A 16,628-nucleotide genomic window follows, 5' to 3' on the forward strand; every position below is an offset into this window, starting at 1 on the left:
GATGGCATTAACGCTCTATGGAACAACGGTCTGTTCGCGCCTGCTGCTTGGCACCGCACGCTACCCCTCCCCGCAGGATCTGTCGGCTGCGGTGCGCCAATCCGGTACGGAGATCGTAACAGTTTCGCTCAGAAGAGAGACGGCAGGCGGCCGAACCGGCGGCGCATTCTTCGAGCTCATTCGCGAACTCGGCGTGCATGTGCTGCCCAATACGGCGGGATGCCATACGGTTTCAGAAGCGGTTCTGACGGCAAAGATGGCACGCGATCTGTTTCGCACCAGCTGGATCAAGCTGGAACTGATCGGCCATCAGGATACGCTGCAGCCGGATGTTTTTCAGCTGGTGGAAGCAGCAAAGATTCTGAGCGACGATGGTTTCGAAGTGTTTCCCTACACGACTGACGATCTGGTGGTGGGAGAACGATTACTGCGGGCGGGCTGCCAAGTGCTGATGCCCTGGTGCGCGCCCATCGGCAGCGCCATGGGGCCGCAGAACATCCCGGCACTTCGGTCCATGCGCGCCGAGTTTCCCGAGGTTCCGCTGATCGTCGATGCTGGTATGGGGCGTCCATCGCATGCAACGACCATGATGGAACTGGGCTACGATGCAGTTCTTCTGAACACAGCCGTCTCCGGGGCAGGCGATCCCGCCACGATGGCAAGAGCCTTCGCATTGGCAATAGAGGCGGGAAAACTTGGCCATGATGCAGGCCTTCTGGAGCCCCGAGACATGGCTGTGCCTTCCACGCCATTGATTGGCAAGGGTGTGTTTGCGTGAGGGACTGGAAAGGTACTGTCATACGATTGACATAAATGGACTGCGGTCACAGTGTTGGGGGAAATCACTGGTTCCCCGATGCCCGCAATTCCAAGCTACCCATCATTTTCCGTGGCTTTCGCATGAGCCCCGCCGTCATAGCTCTGGCACTGACGGCAGCCGTCATGCATGCCAGCTGGAACGCGTTCCTGCGTTCCGGTGCTGACCGGCTATGGTCCATCACCGTTATGGGTGTGACCGGCATCGCCGCGACGCTGCCGCTCATCCTCTTCTATTTTCCGCTGCCCAGCCTGACAGGCTTCGGCTTCATCCTCACCTCATCCCTGCTACAGGTGGCCTATAGCGTGTTCCTCGTCTTCGCCTATCGGCTGGGCGATCTCGGTCAGGTTTACCCCATCGTGCGCGGCTCGGTGCCGCTGTTGGTCTCACTTGGAACTTTTCTCCTGACGGGTCAGATGCTGAGCTTCAGCCAGCTTATCGGCGTGTCACTGGTGGCCATCGGCATCATGAGCCTATCCATCGGGCGGCACCGGGCACCAACTTCCTCCATCCTCTGGGCACTTTTGACCGGCGTGATCATCGCAACCTATGCCACGGTCGATTCCACGGGTGTGAAGCATTTCGATGACCCGAAGGCCTATGCGGCCTGGGTGCTGTTTACCTACGGCGTATTGTTGATCCTGGCCTATGTAATGATGCGCGGAAAGTTCACCATGAACCTTTCCGACCGCGAATGCCGCAAGGCGCTGCTGGCGGGCATTTTCGTACTGATCGCCTATGGTGTCGTTATCATCGCCTACTCGATGGGACCGGCCGGGCCGATCACCGCCATTCGCGAGACAAGCGTTGTCTTCGCCATGATCATTGGGCGGCTATTTCTGGGTGAAACACTCACGCCCAAGCGCATTATCGCCTGCCTGATCGTGGCGGCTGGGGCGATTGCGATTGGAAGATAAAACAATTCCCAGCAAAAGTGGGAACCGGTTTTGCGTCCGGGATTGCTTGGAACAAGGGTAAGAAAGCTCCGCACTCAAACGAGCGCGGAGCCTTGAGGCATAGGGATTATACAGCGATCTTGCCGCCGCCGATCTTGGTGATGGCGACAACCGCCGGACGAGTCGGCATATCCGGCTTGAAATCCGGCCAGCGGGTGGAGAGATCCTCGTAATAGGACGGGCGGCCATGGCCTGCCCAATCCTCACCGCCATCTCCCGGATGCTGCACGGCAACGAAAGCCGTCTCATCGTCCGGCGTAAACAGCGGGCCGCACATTTCCGCACCGACAGGCACGCGGAAGAACAGCTTGGAAGTGGCGCGGGCTGAACCTTCCGTATCGACGGCCCACAGACCATCGGTCCGGCCGGTGCCCTTCGGGCTGTTGCCATCCGTGGCAACCCACAGACGACCGGCAGAATCCACCGCACAGTTGTCTGGCATACCGAACCAGCCGTTCTTGGTGGTTTCCGTCGAGAAGGTGGCACCGACTGCGGCGACGGAGGGATCCCCACACTTCAACAGAACTTCCCATTTACCGGCTGTGGCGGTGAAATCACCATCGTTCTCAGTGATCTCGATGATGTGACCGAAGGCGTTTTCCGCGCGCGGATTGGCGGCGTTGACCTGATTGGCCTTGCGCTTGGTGTTGTTGGTCAACATGACATAGACCTTGCCGTTGACGCCGTTCGGCTGAATGTCTTCCGGACGGTCCATCTTGGTGGCACCCAAAAGATCGCCCGCCTTGCGGGTCTCGATCAGAACATCGGCCTGGCTCTTGAAGCCGTTCGCTTCCGTCAGCGGACCCTGACCGTGGATGAGCGGCATCCACTGCATGGAACCGTCTTCGCCGAACTTGGCGACATAGAGCGTGCCCTTGTCGAGCAGGTCCATATTGGCCTTGCGATCAGCAGGGTTGAAAGTGCCATCGGTGACGAACTTGTAGACATAGTCGAAGCGCTCATCGTCACCGAGATAGAAGACGACCTTGCCATTATTCGCCACGATGCTTTCCGCACCCTCGTGCTTGAAGCGACCAAGAGCCGTGCGCTTCTTGGGCGTGGAGGTGGGGTCCATGGCATCCACTTCCACAATCCAGCCGAAGCGGTTCGGCTCGTTCGGCTCCTTGGAAAGGTCGAAACGGTCGTAGAAATTGCCCCATTCGTAGGAGCCTTCCGGCACGCCATAGCGCTTGTAGTTGGCGGCTTCCGCGTGGCCTTCCGGCAGCTTGCCCTGGAAATAACCGTGGAAGTTTTCTTCCGCCATGATGTAGGTGCCCCACGGGGTGACCCCGCCCGCACAGTTGTTCAGCGTGCCGAAAACTTTGGTGCCAGTCGGATCGGCGGCAGTCTTCAGGCGGTCATGACCCGCAGCCGGGCCGGTGATCTGCATCGGCGTATTGGAAGTGATGCGGCGGTTCAGCTTACCATCGGCAATGACCTGCCACTTCCCGCCCTCCTTGCGAATTTCAACGATGGTGCCGCCATGAGCCGCCATCTCCACATCCACCTGCTCCTTTGAAAGCTTGTTTTGGCTAACCTTGCCGTCGACGATCTTCACGAGGCCCGGAAACATCAGATGCGGATTGGTGTATTCATGGTTCACCACCAGCAGACCATGGGTGGAGGAGCCTTTGAGCGGAATGAAGCCGACATAATCATTGTTGTAGCCGAACTGCTTGGCCTGCGCCTCTGTCGACTGCTTCAAGGGGTCAAAGCTCGGCGCGCCCGGCAGAACCGCATCGCCCCAGCGCAGCAGCACATCTGCATTATAGCCTTCCGCCACGTGATGCTTGGCGTCGACGCCAGCCTCGATCTCGTTGAAATTGAAAGCAGAACCGGCTTTGCCTGCCGCCCGCGCCTCATCGGCGCTCATCAGCGCAACAGGGCTGACGGTTGCGGCGATGGCAGAAACAGCAAGCGATCCCTGCAGGAAGTTGCGGCGCGAAAACCGCTTCGAGATGATTTCACCCATCGTGGCGTTGTCGCTGGCATTATGGCCTTCGCCATCGGCCTCTTCCAGAAGCGAGGTCGGAAAGAGGTTTTGCGTCACATGTTCGTTCATCGAACCGTCTCCTGATTGTTCTCTTTTAGAGGTGTTCCAATCTAGGCATGTCATGTTTCAGGGATGCGACAGTTTCCCCAGACCTCCTCCCTCAAGGTTTCTATAAAACCCGCACCCTCGTCCCCTTAACGATATGTGGCAGAAGTCGCTGCATGTCTTTCAAGGACACTGCGATGCAGCCAGCCGTCGGCTCGTAGCCCGGTCGAATAAGGTGGAAGAAGATAGCCGAACCCCGGTAACGGGCCCGCGACCGGATGTTCCAGTCAAGCACCAGACAGATATCGTACAACCCGTCCTTGCGGCTCATCTCTTCGTGACTGGGTTTGAAAGGCGCCCTGACGAGCCGATTGTAGCTGGGGTGACGTGGCTCATCGCACCACAACATGGATTTTGCGATGCGTCGCATAGGCAGCGCAGTCCTCAAACCCTTCAGCCGATCTCCCCGCAGGAACCCATAAAGTACCTGCATCTCGGCTATGGGCGTTGCCCCATCGCCCTCCCGTTTGCGGCTCGTGCGACCGGACCTTCCGATGGCCGCAGGCACCGTCACATTGCCGAATGACACCATGGCGCGGGAGCGACTGACGGGGCTGTGATGTACCGTGATGATGGCGCCCTTGCGGTTGGCCTTTTTCCCACCCATTTTCTCTCACACAGAATTGCTTTGGATATGATTTCAGTCGGAATCATAGCATGATGGAAGATGAATCGAAGCCTGCCGAATTTCTTCGGCGATCAAACCAAGGAAGGCGTAGATATCGATGGCAGCGCGGACTGTACTGCTGGTGGATGATGACAACGATCTGCGTGAAACGCTGGTCGAGCAACTTTCACTGTACGAGGAATTCAGCCTCCTGCAGGAAGCCACGGCAACAAAGGCCATGGCAACCGCCAAGGCAGCCCAGGTCGATCTTCTGATCATGGATGTCGGCCTTCCCGACATGGATGGTCGCGAAGCCGTGAAGCTGATGCGCAAGGGCGGCTTCAAGGCGCCGATCATCATGCTGACCGGCCATGATACGGATTCCGATACCATCCTGGGATTGGAAGCGGGCGCCAATGACTATGTCACCAAGCCGTTCCGCTTCGCCGTGCTTCTGGCCCGCATGCGCGCACAGCTTCGCCAGTATGAACAGAGCGAAGACGCCACCTTCACCGTCGGTCCTTACGTCTTCAAGCCGAGCCAGAAACTTCTGACCACCGATGACGGCAAGAAGATCCGCCTGACGGAAAAGGAATCGGCGATCATCCGCTACCTCTACCGCGCAGGCCAGAAGGTCGTGACGCGCGATATTCTTCTCGAAGAAGTCTGGGGCTACAATTCCGGTGTCACGACGCACACGCTTGAAACCCACGTCTATCGTCTTCGCCAGAAAATCGAACGCGATCCTTCCAATGCCGAAATTCTCGTGACAGAGAACGGCGGCTACAAGATCGTGCCCTGAAGGTGAATTGAAATGGCGCTCAGCGATGATATCCAGCTTCTGGCCCAGGTGCCGCTTTTCCAGGGGCTGGACAGCGATCAGCTGCGACTGATCGCCTTCGGTGCAGAGCGTCGCAACATTCAGAAGGGTCAGGCGCTATTTCGCGAACATTCGCCAGCGGAATGCGCCTTCGTCGTCTCTCGCGGCCATTTCGACCTTTACGTTGAAAGCCGATCTGGCGAACTTGAATTCCGGGATCGCGCCGGTCCCGGAACACTTCTCTCCGAACTTGCGCTTGTGACCATGGTGGAGCGCAAGTTCACGGCCATCGCCTCGGACGATGGTGAAGTGGTACGCATTCCCCGTACGCTGTTTCATCGCCTGCTGGAGGAATATCCGCAGGTCGCGGGACTGATGGAATCACGCATTCGCCAGAACATTGTGGATCTGGCGCTGGCCGCCACCCGCATGGCGGGACGGTTTGGGTGAGAGTTGTAGGGCATCATAAGTACTCGGCATAAACTGCCGCAGTGTAGCGACTTGCACTTGACCTCGTGATGCCTTCGGCTACTGATGACAGTATAGTAACAGCTCGCACTATTTTAATCCGATCCAATGTTGGCCATCGAGTCCTGTCGAAGGATGGCCAACTTCCGCACGGCAGGCGGAGGATCATATGCTTCTTCTAAAAATTACTTTGGTTCCCTTTTTCCTACTCGTTCTCTCACTTGCTCAGCGATTGTGGGGATCGTCTATAGCGGGATGGTTGGGAGGCCTACCCGTTGTAGCAGGCCCAATTCTTTTCTTGCTAACCCTGCAGCAGGGAGAAGCGTTTGGCGCGCAGGCATCAACAATTTCCCTGGCGGCCATTTTTGCCTCAGAGATGTTCAATCTCACCTACGCCCGGAGTAGCCGTATGTGGTCTTGGAAACTCTCTTTGCTTTTCAGTCTGCTCAGTTGGATTTTCGCAGCAACCATACTTGCTCTGCTGGCTCCAACGCTCCCCTATGCAATGCTGCTGGCTGGTTTGTCAGTGGTCACGACCCCGCAACTTCTGCCTGCCAACAGTACCATCCAGTCTACGGCATACCCGCAAGGTGGAGATGACCTTAAGAGCAAGATAATAATAGGAACATTTCTGACTTTCATCATTACCGGAATATCGCCGTTCGTCGGGGCAGACTGGAGCGGAATTCTGGCCGTGTTTCCTTTGCTGGGCCTCGTCATGTGTGTTTCAACGCATCAAAGGTATGGAAGCGATCAAGTCATACTTATGGTGCGCGGCATGGTATTTGGGCGATATTCGTTTGCTGCCTTCTGCATCTATCTATCTTTCACCCTCACACATCAAACGCCCTATATCGCCTTTACATTGGCGTGCGCCATTTCAATTGTCGTGCAAGCGACAACTCGGTTTCTGATGTCAAAAGAAAGGTTTATCAAAACTTGAACGTTGCAGTCACAGGAACATGGTCTGAGGGGCGGTTCCAGCCGCGGGCTTCTTTCAGGATTTCGATTTTTTCGAGGAAGGGGCCGAGATCGGGGGAGGACCAGATGTGGTCCAGCCTGCGGCCGCGGTCTGCTGCTTCCCAATCCTTGGCGCGGTAGCTCCACCAGGTGTAGAGCTTTTCGGATGCCGGAACATGCTGACGCATAAGATCCAGCCAGCCGCCCTTTTCCATCACTTGCGTCAGGCCTTCCGTCTCGACCGGCGTATGGCTTACGATCTTCAGCATCTGCTTGTGCGACCAGACATCATGCTCCAGCGGCGCGATGTTGAGATCGCCGACGAGGATGGAGGAAACGCCGGGGGATGAGGCCTTCAGCGCCTTCATCTCTTCAACGAAATCCAGCTTGTGGCCGAATTTAGGGTTGATGCTGCGGTCCGGCTCGTCGCCGCCGGCGGGCACATAGAAGTTATGGATACGGATGCGGCGAGAGCCGCGCTCGAAGATCGCCGAGATGTGGCGCGCATCGCCCACGCCGCAGTAATCCTGACGATGATCTTCGCTCAGCGGCACTTTTGAAAGAATGGCAACGCCGTGATAGCCCTTCTGGCCGTGCAGGATGATGTGCTCGTAGCCCATCTTCTGCAGCGGTTCGAGCGGGAACTCCTCCGCGCGGCACTTGATTTCCTGCAGGCAGAGAATATCCGGCTTTTCGCGCACGATGAACTGCTCGACGATCGGCAGCCGCAGGCGTACCGAATTGATGTTCCAGGTGGTGACGGAAAAGCTCATACGAAAAAACCTCGGACGTTACGGGCCGAGGTTTAGGCTGTTTTGATGGTCGAGGGCAAGGGTACAGAAATTGCCATTTGCAGCCCGCCAGCCGAAGCCGGAATTTCTGATGGCGTGGCGAAAATGGTGATTTCGAGAACCGGAGCGGAGCGTACTTAAAGGTACGTTAGCACCGGAAGCACAGAAAGTGCCATTTGCAGCCCGCCAGCGGGAATTCCTAGAGCTTGTGGACTTCGTTATAGGGAATGGTGAATACCTTATCGTCGAAACGAACGCCGTTCTGGACGTTGTAGATCATGACGGAGGTATCCTTGCCCTGCACGTCGGTGATCGTCCATTGACGCAGGTCGAAAGTCTTCGGGTCGAACATCATGGTGATGGTCGAATCGCCGAACACGGTTTTGTTGCCCAGCACGATGGTGACGAGATCTGACTCCTGCTTGACGTTGCGCACCATCTGGTTTGACAGATCGATCTTGTTGGCCAGCAGCAGGCTGAGCGGCGTCTTGGAAAGCGGGTAGATGTCCCAGGTCTTGAGCTTCAGATTACCGATGACAACGTTGTCACCATCCGAGATCACGCGGATCGGAGACGGATCCTCGAAGTTGAAGCGCAGCTTGCCGGGACGTTCGATGAAGAATTTGCCGCCGGTCTGCTCGCCACGCGGACCGAACTGCACGAACTCACCCATCATGGTCTTCACCGATGAGAAGTGATCGGCAATCTTCTGCGCGGCTGCAGCACCCACGGCGTCCTGTGCCAGCGCTGGCAGACCCGCAAATGCGGTGACACCGAGGCTCGCCAGGCCGATCATGAGGTTGCGACGATCAAGAACTGCGGGGGACACACGGGTCGACATGTTTGTTATTCTCCTTCACCTGCCTTTTCGCCAACAAAGGCGGCGTCTCTATGACGCGACATAGCGATTGAACCTTGAGCCAGACCTGTTCCCCTCACATTTTCGAGCGGGAGCGGATACTGCCGAGCCACGGGAACGGCTGAACTTCATCCGGGTTCCCGGCGAAATCGAGGATTACCGATCGATGATATCGGCTTCCGTCGGCACGAGGATCTCGCGCTTGCCCGCATGATTGGCGGGCCCGATCAGGCCTTCGTTTTCCATTCGCTCGATCAGCGAGGCAGCCCGGTTATAACCGATGCCCAGTCTTCGCTGGATATAGGACGTGGAAGCCTTTCCATCGCGCAGGACGATAGCGACCGCCTGATCATAGGGATCATCGGAATCGGACAGGTTGCCGGTTTGGGCTGGACCGCCACCGCCCTCATCGTCCTCGTCATCATCCGCCGTAATGGCATCAAGATATTGCGGCGCGCCTTGTGTCTTGAGGTAGGAGACAATCTCTTCGACCTCCGTATCGGAAACAAAGGGGCCGTGAACGCGCTGGATCCGCCCGCCGCCCGCCATGTAGAGCATATCGCCCATGCCGAGCAGTTGTTCGGCACCCTGCTCGCCCAGAATGGTTCGGCTGTCGATCTTGGAGGTAACCTGGAAAGAGATGCGCGTCGGGAAGTTGGCCTTGATCGTGCCGGTAATGACATCGACCGACGGGCGCTGCGTTGCCATGATGACGTGGATGCCCGCCGCACGCGCCATCTGCGCCAGACGCTGGACTGCACCTTCGATGTCCTTGCCCGCCACCATCATCAGATCGGCCATTTCGTCTATGATGACGACGATATACGGCATGGGCTTCAGGTCGAATTCTTCCGTCTCGTACATGGCCTCGCCCGTCTGGCGGTCGAAACCGGTCTGCACGGTACGGGTCAGCACTTCGCCCTTGGCAATGGCCTGCTCCACGCGGCTGTTGAAGCCATCGATGTTGCGAACACCGATCTTGGACATCTTCTTGTAGCGCTCTTCCATCTCGCGCACGGTCCATTTCAGCGCAACGACCGCCTTTTTCGGATCGGTGACGACCGGCGAGAGCAGATGCGGAATTCCGTCATAGACCGACAGTTCCAGCATCTTGGGATCGATCATGATCAGGCGACACTTCTCCGGCGAAAGGCGATAAAGCAGCGACAGGATCATGGTGTTGATGGCAACGGATTTACCAGAACCGGTGGTCCCCGCGACCAGAAGATGCGGCATCTTGGCAAGATCGGCGATGACGGGCTCGCCGCCGATGGTCTTGCCGAGCGCCATGGCGAGCTTCGCCTTGCTGCTGTCGAAATCCTGGCTGCCGATCAGTTCGCGCAGGAAAACCGTTTCACGCGTCTGGTTCGGCAGTTCGATACCGATGGCATTGCGGCCCGGGACGACTGCGACGCGGGCAGCAATCGCGCTCATGGAGCGGGCAATGTCGTCAGCCAGGCCGATGACGCGGGAGGACTTGATGCCCGGAGCGGGCTCCAGCTCATACAGTGTCACCACAGGGCCGGGACGCACATGGATGATCTCGCCCTTGACGCCGAAATCCTCCAGCACACCTTCCAGCATGCGTGCATTCTGCTCCAGCGCATCGGCGGAAAGCGTGGCATCGCGCGCCACGTGGCGCGGCTCCGCCAGCAGATGAACGGATGGCAGCTCGAACCCTTCAGGATCGATGAACGAGCGCTGACCTTCCCGCAGAGAGCGGCTCGCTTGCCGGGGCTGGGGTGCAGCGGGTGTTACGCGGGCCGAAGCGCGAAGGCCACGCGGCGCATCGTCCTCATCATCGGAAAGGATACCGGACGGACGCATCGGCATATCGTCGTCCATGTCCTCATCATCATCCGCGGCAAGAGAAGGTGGAGAGAGACGCCGTCTGGCTGCCATGACGCCGGACATGGAATTATCGAGCGATGGCTCCATGCGTCCGCCTGCCCGAACCTTCGGCCGAACAGGCTCGTTCAGCGTACCGAACTCGTCCTCGTTGAAATCATACGGTGCCTCGAAAGCATTGGATGTCGCCTTCGGCTTCAGGCGGAACAGGCGGCGCAAGCGCGCCTGCGTCGTGTACCACATATGCGCAAGAGCACCGAAGGCGACAAAATCGGTGAAGCGAAAGCCTTCATCTTCATCGCCGAAGTCCGCGGCTGTCGGCACGCGACGGCGCGGCTCCTCCGGCATGTCGTCTTCATCTTCTTCCTCGAACTGCAGTTCTTCATTGCCGATAAGGCCGGCTGCAAAAGCGAGAAAACCTGCCGTCGGCAGGATGAAAATGCTGCCCAGGATAATCGCGACCATGCCGGTCGGATAGGTACCGACGAACAATGCGGGAAAGCGCAGGATCATATCCCCGATCACCCCACCGATGCCATTTGGGATGGGCCAGGTCAGGGGAGCCGGAAAACATCCAAGCGTTGCCGCGCCCATGAAGGTGCCCACGGCCCAGGCGGCAAGGCGCGCCGGGATGCGCGTAATGGGACGCCCGACGATCAGAGCAAGCGCCCAGGCCAGCAAGGGCATCAGGGCCAGAAGGCTTGCAAGGCCCAGAAACTGCATCATCAGATCGGCAAAGGCAGCGCCGGGAAAACCCAGAATATTGGTCGGAACATTGTCCGTCGCATAGGAAAAGCTCGGATCGGCCACGTTCCACGTCGCCATGGCTGCGACCGCCAGCGCCAGCAGGATGAAGATCACAAAACCGCAAAGGGCCAGAATCTGCCTTACGAAAAACGCGACGAGCGCATGGCGTGTTGAATGGTGCGCCATAGCTGCTGAACTGCTTCTGCTCATCGTTTCTTGCCCGAACATCCCGTTGAAGAGAGTGGGAAACCTGGCACGTGGCGGAATTCACGCGCAAAGCGGCCCTGAGTGGGAAGGGTAGCCCCGTTTGGTTAACGGGACTTTAACCAAACCTGGAAGTCGAACATTCACCACCAATAAAAAAGCCCGGCCTTGGAAGGTCGGGCAAGGTGAGCGGTAAACCGCCATGGAAGGAGGTGGAGAACCGGCGGCAAAACCGCCGGTGCAATGCTTGGAAATGTTTCGCCCGATGCTCTGGGATCAGGAGTGATAGGCGGCTTCGCCATGCGAGGCGAGATCGAGACCTTCGCGCTCTGCTTCGACCGGAACACGCAGGCCGATGACGACGTCGACGATCTTGTACAGGATCGCCGAACCGATACCCGTCCAGAGAAGCGTTACCAGAACACCCTTCAACTGGGCGAACACCTGCGTTGCCGTGCCTGCGTAAGTGGCTGCGAAGTCAGCCGTGGAGTAATCCACAATGCCTGCGCCGCCGAGAGCCGGGTTGACGAAGACGCCGGTGAGCAGCGCGCCGATGATGCCGCCGACACCGTGGATGCCGAACACGTCAGCCGTGTCGTCGTAACCGAACTTGTTCTTCACCGTCGAGCAGAAGAAGTAGCAGATCGGCGAAACGGCGAGACCCATGACGATGGCGCCCATCGGGCCAACGAAACCGGCAGCAGGCGTGATGACGACGAGACCGGCAACCGCACCGGAAACAGCACCGAGCATGGAAGCTTTGCCGCGGGTCATGGCTTCAACCAGCGACCAGGAGAGAAGAGCTGCCGCTGTCGCGACGAAGGTATTGATCATGGCAAGCGCCGCGTAGGCGTTGGATTCGAGGTTCGAACCGGCATTGAAGCCGAACCAGCCAACCCACAGAAGACCAGCGCCGATCAGCGTCATGGTCATCGAGTGCGGAGCCATCATGTCCTTGCCGTAGCCGATACGCTTGCCGATCATGATGCAGCCGACGAGACCTGCAATACCGGCATTGATGTGAACGACGGTGCCGCCCGCGAAGTCGATGGCACCGAAGCCATAGATCAGGCCGGTCGGGTCCGTGTAGGCGCTCGGACCACCCCAGAACCACACCATGTGGGCGATCGGGAAGTAGATGAAGGTCAACCACAGAGCCGTGAACAGGATGACGGCGGAGAACTTGATACGCTCTGCAAAGGCGCCGACGATCAGAGCTGGCGTGATGGCCGCAAACGTCATCTGGAAGCAGACGAACACCAGTTCCGGAATAGCGACACCCTTGGTGAAGCTTTCCGCCATCGTGGTGACATCAACGCCCTTGAGGAACATCTTGGAGAAGCCGCCGACGAAAGAGTTGAGGCCGCCACCATTGGTGAAGACGAGCGAATATCCGTAGATGACCCAGATGATCATGGCGAGTGCCGTGATCGTCGTCACCTGCATGAGAACCGACAGCATGTTCTTTGCACGAACAAGACCGCCATAAAACAGACCGAGACCCGGCACGATCATCAACAGGACCAGCAGGGCCGATACCAGCATCCAGGTGGTATCACCCTTGTTGACCGTCATGGCAGGTGCCGCAGCGGCGGCAGCGGCCGGTGCCGCATCCTGGGCAAGCGCAACGACCGGCGCGAGAAGCGCAGCCGACGCAGCCCCGAGGCGCATGAGCGTGGTTTGGAACGTGTGGAACGACATGTATAAAAACTCCCCTGGATCAGCCGTGCTTAAAGCGCTTCTGTATTGGTTTCGCCGGTACGGATGCGCACGGCCTGCTCGATCGAGTAAACAAAGATCTTGCCGTCACCGATCTGGCCCGTCTTGGCGGCCGATGCGATGGCTTCCACGGCCTTGTCGACGACATCGGACGCGACCGCGATCTCGACTTTCAGCTTTGGCAGGAAGCTGACGGCATATTCGGTGCCACGATAGATTTCGGTATGTCCCTTCTGGCGCCCGTAACCCTTCACCTCGGTTACGGTCAGGCCCTGGATGCCGACAGCCGTGAGCGCTTCGCGCACCTCATCCAGCTTGAATGGCTTGATAATGGCCATCACGATTTTCATGTGGTTTCCCATCCTTTGTTAATCGGCGAGCAGCCGAACTCTCCTGGCCGCTGGCTGAAGCGTGAGCAGCGACTGACCTATTACATTCAAGGGCCGTGCCAGATTCTCGCCACAAAAATAAGTTATTGAATTATAAAGATAAGATCGTTTTCGAGGCAGCAAAATGCAAATGAGCGCCAAATAGGCGCTCATTTAATAGGCAAATTTTCAGCTTTGCATGAAATTTATTCAGTTGCTCGTTTCCGAATCAGACCTTCCTGCGCGACCGAAGCAATCAACTCACCGGAACGGGTAAACAACTGCCCTCGCGTCATGCCACGCGCCCCGGATGAACTGGGACTATCCTGCGTGTACAACAGCCAGTCATCGAGCTTCGAGGGTCGGTGGAACCACATGGCATGGTCGAGGCTGGCCGCCTGAATGGACGGATCGAAAATGGTTCTTCCATGCGGATAGAGCGAAGTATCGAGCAATGTCATATCCGAGAGATAGGCAAGAACTGCCGCCTGGTAATGCCGGTCATCCGGCACCTCTCCCGTCGCCCGCACCCAGATGTGCTGCTCGGGCTTCAGCTTTTCCTGCGACACATAATGCACCAGCGAAACGGGACGGATCTCCACCGGACGCTTGCGACCCCAGTATTTTTTAACCGGCTCCGGCGCATGGGCCAGAAACATCTTCTGGAACTCATCTTCAGACATCAACTGCTCTGGCTGCTTTACGTCCGGAATAGTTGCCTGATGCTCGTAGCCGGGTTCTTCCAGCTGGAAGGACGCAGACATCGCAAAAATTGCCTTGCCGTGCTGGATGCCGGTAACGCGCCGCGTGGTGAAGCTGCCGCCGTCGCGCAAGCGCTCGACCTGATAGACGATCGGCACCTTGGGATCGCCCGGCAGCAGAAAATAACCGTGCAGCGAATGAACCAGCCTGTCGGCAGTGACGGTACGCTGCGCCGCCATCAGGGCCTGGGCAATGACCTGCCCGCCAAAGACACGCTGCCAGCCGATCTGCGGGCTCTCGCCCCGAAACAGGTTTTCCTCCAGCCGCTCAAGGTCCAGTGTTTCGATCAACTGATCGATTGGGGATAGATGTTCGTTTGCCTGCGGCATTTTTAACTGTCTCCAGCGGTAGGAAGCGCGTGTTCGATGATCTATATACCCATCAGACCATTCTCAAGTGCGGCAGGAGCGAACCCATGCTGGATATGCTGATTGTTGGCGGCGGATATGTTGGCCTCTCGGTTGCTGTGGCCACGAAGCAGGCGGCGCCGCATCTCAGCGTCGAAGTGATCGAGGCCGCGCCGGAAAGCGTGTGGCAGAAGGACGAGCGCGCCTCTGCCATCATTGCCGCTGCAACCCGCATGCTGGAAGTGCTGGGCGTATGGGATGAAATTCTTCCCCACTCGCACCCCATCACCAGCATGATCGTCACCGATTCGCGCACGTCCGATCCCGTTCGTCCGGTCTTCCTGACCTTCGATGGCGAAGTGGAAGAAGGCCGACCCTTTGCCCATATGGTTCCCAACGTCGAAATGGTCCGCGCCCTCCGCGGCGCCTGTGAACGGCTCGGCATTACCATCCGTCACGGTGTGTCGGCCACGGGCTTTGCTGCGGGTCCACATTCCGCAAACCTGACGCTTTCCAATGGCGAGGTTCTGGAAACCAAGCTCGTGGTGGCTTGCGATGGCGTACGCTCCAAGCTGCGCGACATGGCGGGCATCAAGACCGTTCGATGGGATTATGGCCAATCCGGCATCGTGACCACTGTCGAGCATGAACGCCCGCACAACGGATGCGCAGAGGAGCATTTTCTTCCCTCGGGACCGTTTGCCATTCTACCGCTCACCGGCAATCGCTCCTCGCTGGTGTGGACGGAGCGGACAGGCGATGCCGACCGCCTCGTTGCCTCCGACGACCTGATTTTCGAAGAAGAACTGCAGCGCCGCTTCGGCCACAAGCTGGGAGCAATCACGGTGGTGGGCGGACGCAAGGCTTTCCCGCTTGGCCTCACCCTGTCGCGCGCCTTCGTCGCGCCTCGCCTTGCATTGGCAGGGGACGCAGCCCATGGCATTCACCCGATTTCCGGACAGGGCCTGAACCTTGGGTTCAAGGATGTGGCCGCTCTTGCAGAAACGATCGTCGAGGCGGACCGCCTGGGCCTCGACGTCGGCGCGGTGCATATCCTGGAGCGCTACCAGTCGTGGCGTCGTTTCGATACGTTCCGTATGGGCGTGACGACCGATGTGCTGAACCGCCTGTTCTCCAACGACATTGCGCCGATCCGCATTGCCCGCGATTTCGGTCTGGGCGTCGTCGAGCGGTTGCCGAAGCTGAAGTCCTATTTCATCGGGGAAGCGGCCGGCACCAAGGCTAAAAACAGCCCCCGCCTTCTGATGGGCGAAACAATCTGAATCCCACGAACCATTTCAGTCTTCGAGGCGACGAGCCTCGGAGACCAGCATGATGGGAATGCCGTCGCGGATGGGATAGGCGAGTTTTGCTGCCTCCGAGATAAGTTCGTTCGTCTCGCGATTATAGACGAGCCGCGACTTTCCAAGTGGACACACCAGAAGATCCAGCAGCTTCGGATCAACTTTCGCCAGTTTCTCATCCATCCTGACGACCTGCCAATTATTGAAGCGTTGTCTCGGAACCGCCGCTGGCGAGGAAGATCTCGGTTATGGCGATGAGCGTATCCGCCCTTGTCTTGAGGTCAGGCGCTTCGAGCAAAGCCTGTTTTTCGGCCGGACCGAAGGGCGACATCATGGACAGCGAATTTACCAGCGTCCTGTTACCGGCTCTCTCCACACTATCCCAATCAGCCTCAAGCTTGTTGGCATCAAGATAGGCCCGGAAAACGCGCAGGAGTTCCTGGCGATCAACGGTCGAATCATCTTCTTCAGAGGAGAGGTCGCTCATAAACGGCATGAAGCGCACGGTGCGATAAGGATGGCCTTCGCCAACCTCCTCCATCAAGCGGAAACGACACACACCACTCAGCGACGTGATGTAGCGACCGTCGCCCGTTTCTGCAAACGAGGTGATCCGCCCGATGCAACCCACAGAACTCAGCGCCGGGCGAATACCTTCGCCACCCTCGCCGAGAACCGGCTGGATCATGCCGATCAGGCGGTTACCCGCCAGTGCCGCATCGAACATGGCGAGATAGCGCGGCTCGAACACGTTGAGCGGCAATTGACCGCCGGGGAGCAAGAGCGCCCCTGTCAGCGGAAAGACCGGGATGGTCTCCGGCAGATCCTCGCGTTTGACGTATCTGGCGTTGCCGACATGCATGAGCCTATCTTCCTCCAGAACCGAATAAATTCCACACCCTATCTGGGGCGCCAAGCCTGCTTTCACAAGGCTTTGCACCGATATCGAAGCC

The 16,628-nt window shown here is 58.2% G+C and carries 16 protein-coding genes; 6 read left to right on the plus strand and 10 right to left on the minus strand.

What is annotated here, in order from left to right; genetic code table 11:
• Window position 1: 1 nt before the first annotated feature.
• Both ASD54_RS19280 and ASD54_RS19285 read left to right on the plus strand, forming a co-directional pair.
• Window positions 2-778 carry a thiazole synthase gene (locus ASD54_RS19280; RefSeq protein WP_062556172.1) on the plus strand — a complete coding sequence of 259 codons (777 nt, stop codon included), beginning with the start codon at window positions 2-4 and terminating at the stop codon, window positions 776-778.
• 122 nt (window positions 779-900) lie between these two features.
• On the plus strand, window positions 901-1,734 hold the full coding sequence (locus ASD54_RS19285) for an EamA family transporter (RefSeq protein WP_062556301.1): 834 nt from the start codon (window positions 901-903) through the stop codon (window positions 1,732-1,734).
• 106 nt (window positions 1,735-1,840) lie between these two features.
• On the opposite strand, the gene ASD54_RS19290 is transcribed toward ASD54_RS19285, so the two are convergent.
• Together ASD54_RS19290 and ASD54_RS19295 are read right to left on the minus strand one after the other, a co-directional pair.
• Window positions 1,841-3,835: a PhoX family phosphatase gene (locus tag ASD54_RS19290; RefSeq protein WP_062556173.1), complete on the minus strand. Its 1,995-nt coding sequence runs from the start codon at window positions 3,833-3,835 to the stop codon at window positions 1,841-1,843.
• A 100-nt stretch (window positions 3,836-3,935) separates the two neighbouring features.
• The gene (locus tag ASD54_RS19295) at window positions 3,936-4,403 is read right to left on the minus strand and encodes a L,D-transpeptidase family protein (RefSeq protein WP_244484804.1); all 468 of its coding nucleotides are present in this window, start codon (window positions 4,401-4,403) and stop codon (window positions 3,936-3,938) included.
• Window positions 4,404-4,596: 193 nt separating this feature from the next.
• Here ASD54_RS19295 and ASD54_RS19300 point away from each other — a divergent pair, with 193 nt between their 5' ends.
• From ASD54_RS19300 to ASD54_RS19310, 3 genes are all read left to right on the plus strand, one after another.
• Window positions 4,597-5,280, plus strand: a complete 684-nt coding sequence (locus ASD54_RS19300; protein ID WP_062556175.1) for a response regulator transcription factor — start codon at window positions 4,597-4,599, stop codon at window positions 5,278-5,280.
• A gap of 12 nt (window positions 5,281-5,292) precedes the next feature.
• Window positions 5,293-5,748, plus strand: coding sequence for a cyclic nucleotide-binding domain-containing protein (locus ASD54_RS19305; protein WP_062556176.1), 456 nt, complete (start codon window positions 5,293-5,295; stop codon window positions 5,746-5,748).
• Between the two features lie 187 nt (window positions 5,749-5,935).
• On the plus strand, window positions 5,936-6,709 hold the full coding sequence (locus ASD54_RS19310; RefSeq protein WP_062556177.1) for a hypothetical protein: 774 nt from the start codon (window positions 5,936-5,938) through the stop codon (window positions 6,707-6,709).
• Here ASD54_RS19310 and ASD54_RS19315 read toward each other — a convergent pair.
• From ASD54_RS19315 to tesB, 6 genes are all read right to left on the minus strand, one after another.
• Window positions 6,699-7,499 (minus strand): exodeoxyribonuclease III, encoded by an 801-nt coding sequence (locus ASD54_RS19315; RefSeq protein ID WP_062556178.1) that lies wholly within the window; start codon window positions 7,497-7,499, stop codon window positions 6,699-6,701. The two genes, ASD54_RS19310 and ASD54_RS19315, sit on opposite strands and share 11 nt — an antisense overlap.
• Window positions 7,500-7,716: 217 nt before the next feature.
• Complete coding sequence (locus tag ASD54_RS19320; protein ID WP_062556179.1) at window positions 7,717-8,358, minus strand: outer membrane lipoprotein carrier protein LolA; 642 nt, start codon at window positions 8,356-8,358, stop codon at window positions 7,717-7,719.
• A 174-nt stretch (window positions 8,359-8,532) separates the two neighbouring features.
• Window positions 8,533-11,181 carry a DNA translocase FtsK gene (locus ASD54_RS19325; protein WP_062556180.1) on the minus strand — a complete coding sequence of 883 codons (2,649 nt, stop codon included), beginning with the start codon at window positions 11,179-11,181 and terminating at the stop codon, window positions 8,533-8,535.
• A gap of 270 nt (window positions 11,182-11,451) precedes the next feature.
• Window positions 11,452-12,876: an ammonium transporter gene (locus tag ASD54_RS19330; protein WP_062556181.1), complete on the minus strand. Its 1,425-nt coding sequence runs from the start codon at window positions 12,874-12,876 to the stop codon at window positions 11,452-11,454.
• A 29-nt stretch (window positions 12,877-12,905) separates the two neighbouring features.
• Complete coding sequence (locus ASD54_RS19335) at window positions 12,906-13,256, minus strand: P-II family nitrogen regulator (RefSeq protein ID WP_062556182.1); 351 nt, start codon at window positions 13,254-13,256, stop codon at window positions 12,906-12,908.
• Window positions 13,257-13,468: 212 nt separating this feature from the next.
• On the minus strand, window positions 13,469-14,353 hold the full coding sequence (tesB, locus tag ASD54_RS19340) for an acyl-CoA thioesterase II (RefSeq protein ID WP_062556183.1): 885 nt from the start codon (window positions 14,351-14,353) through the stop codon (window positions 13,469-13,471).
• 86 nt (window positions 14,354-14,439) lie between these two features.
• On the opposite strand from tesB, the gene ASD54_RS19345 reads away from it, so the two are divergent.
• Entirely contained in the window at window positions 14,440-15,654 is a 1,215-nt protein-coding gene (locus ASD54_RS19345; RefSeq protein ID WP_062556184.1) for a ubiquinone biosynthesis hydroxylase, read from the plus strand.
• Window positions 15,655-15,669: 15 nt separating this feature from the next.
• Here the strand turns inward: ASD54_RS19345 and ASD54_RS19350 are convergent, their stop codons facing one another.
• Window positions 15,670-15,858, minus strand: a complete 189-nt coding sequence (locus tag ASD54_RS19350) for a Trm112 family protein (protein WP_062556185.1) — start codon at window positions 15,856-15,858, stop codon at window positions 15,670-15,672.
• 16 nt (window positions 15,859-15,874) lie between these two features.
• On the minus strand, window positions 15,875-16,537 hold the full coding sequence (locus ASD54_RS19355; protein ID WP_062556186.1) for an LON peptidase substrate-binding domain-containing protein: 663 nt from the start codon (window positions 16,535-16,537) through the stop codon (window positions 15,875-15,877).
• Between the last annotated feature and the right edge of the window lie 91 nt (window positions 16,538-16,628).

It is taken from the genome of Rhizobium sp. Root149 (genome assembly GCF_001427345.1).
GTDB classification, from domain to species: Bacteria; Pseudomonadota; Alphaproteobacteria; order Rhizobiales; family Rhizobiaceae; genus Neorhizobium; species Neorhizobium rhizoryzae.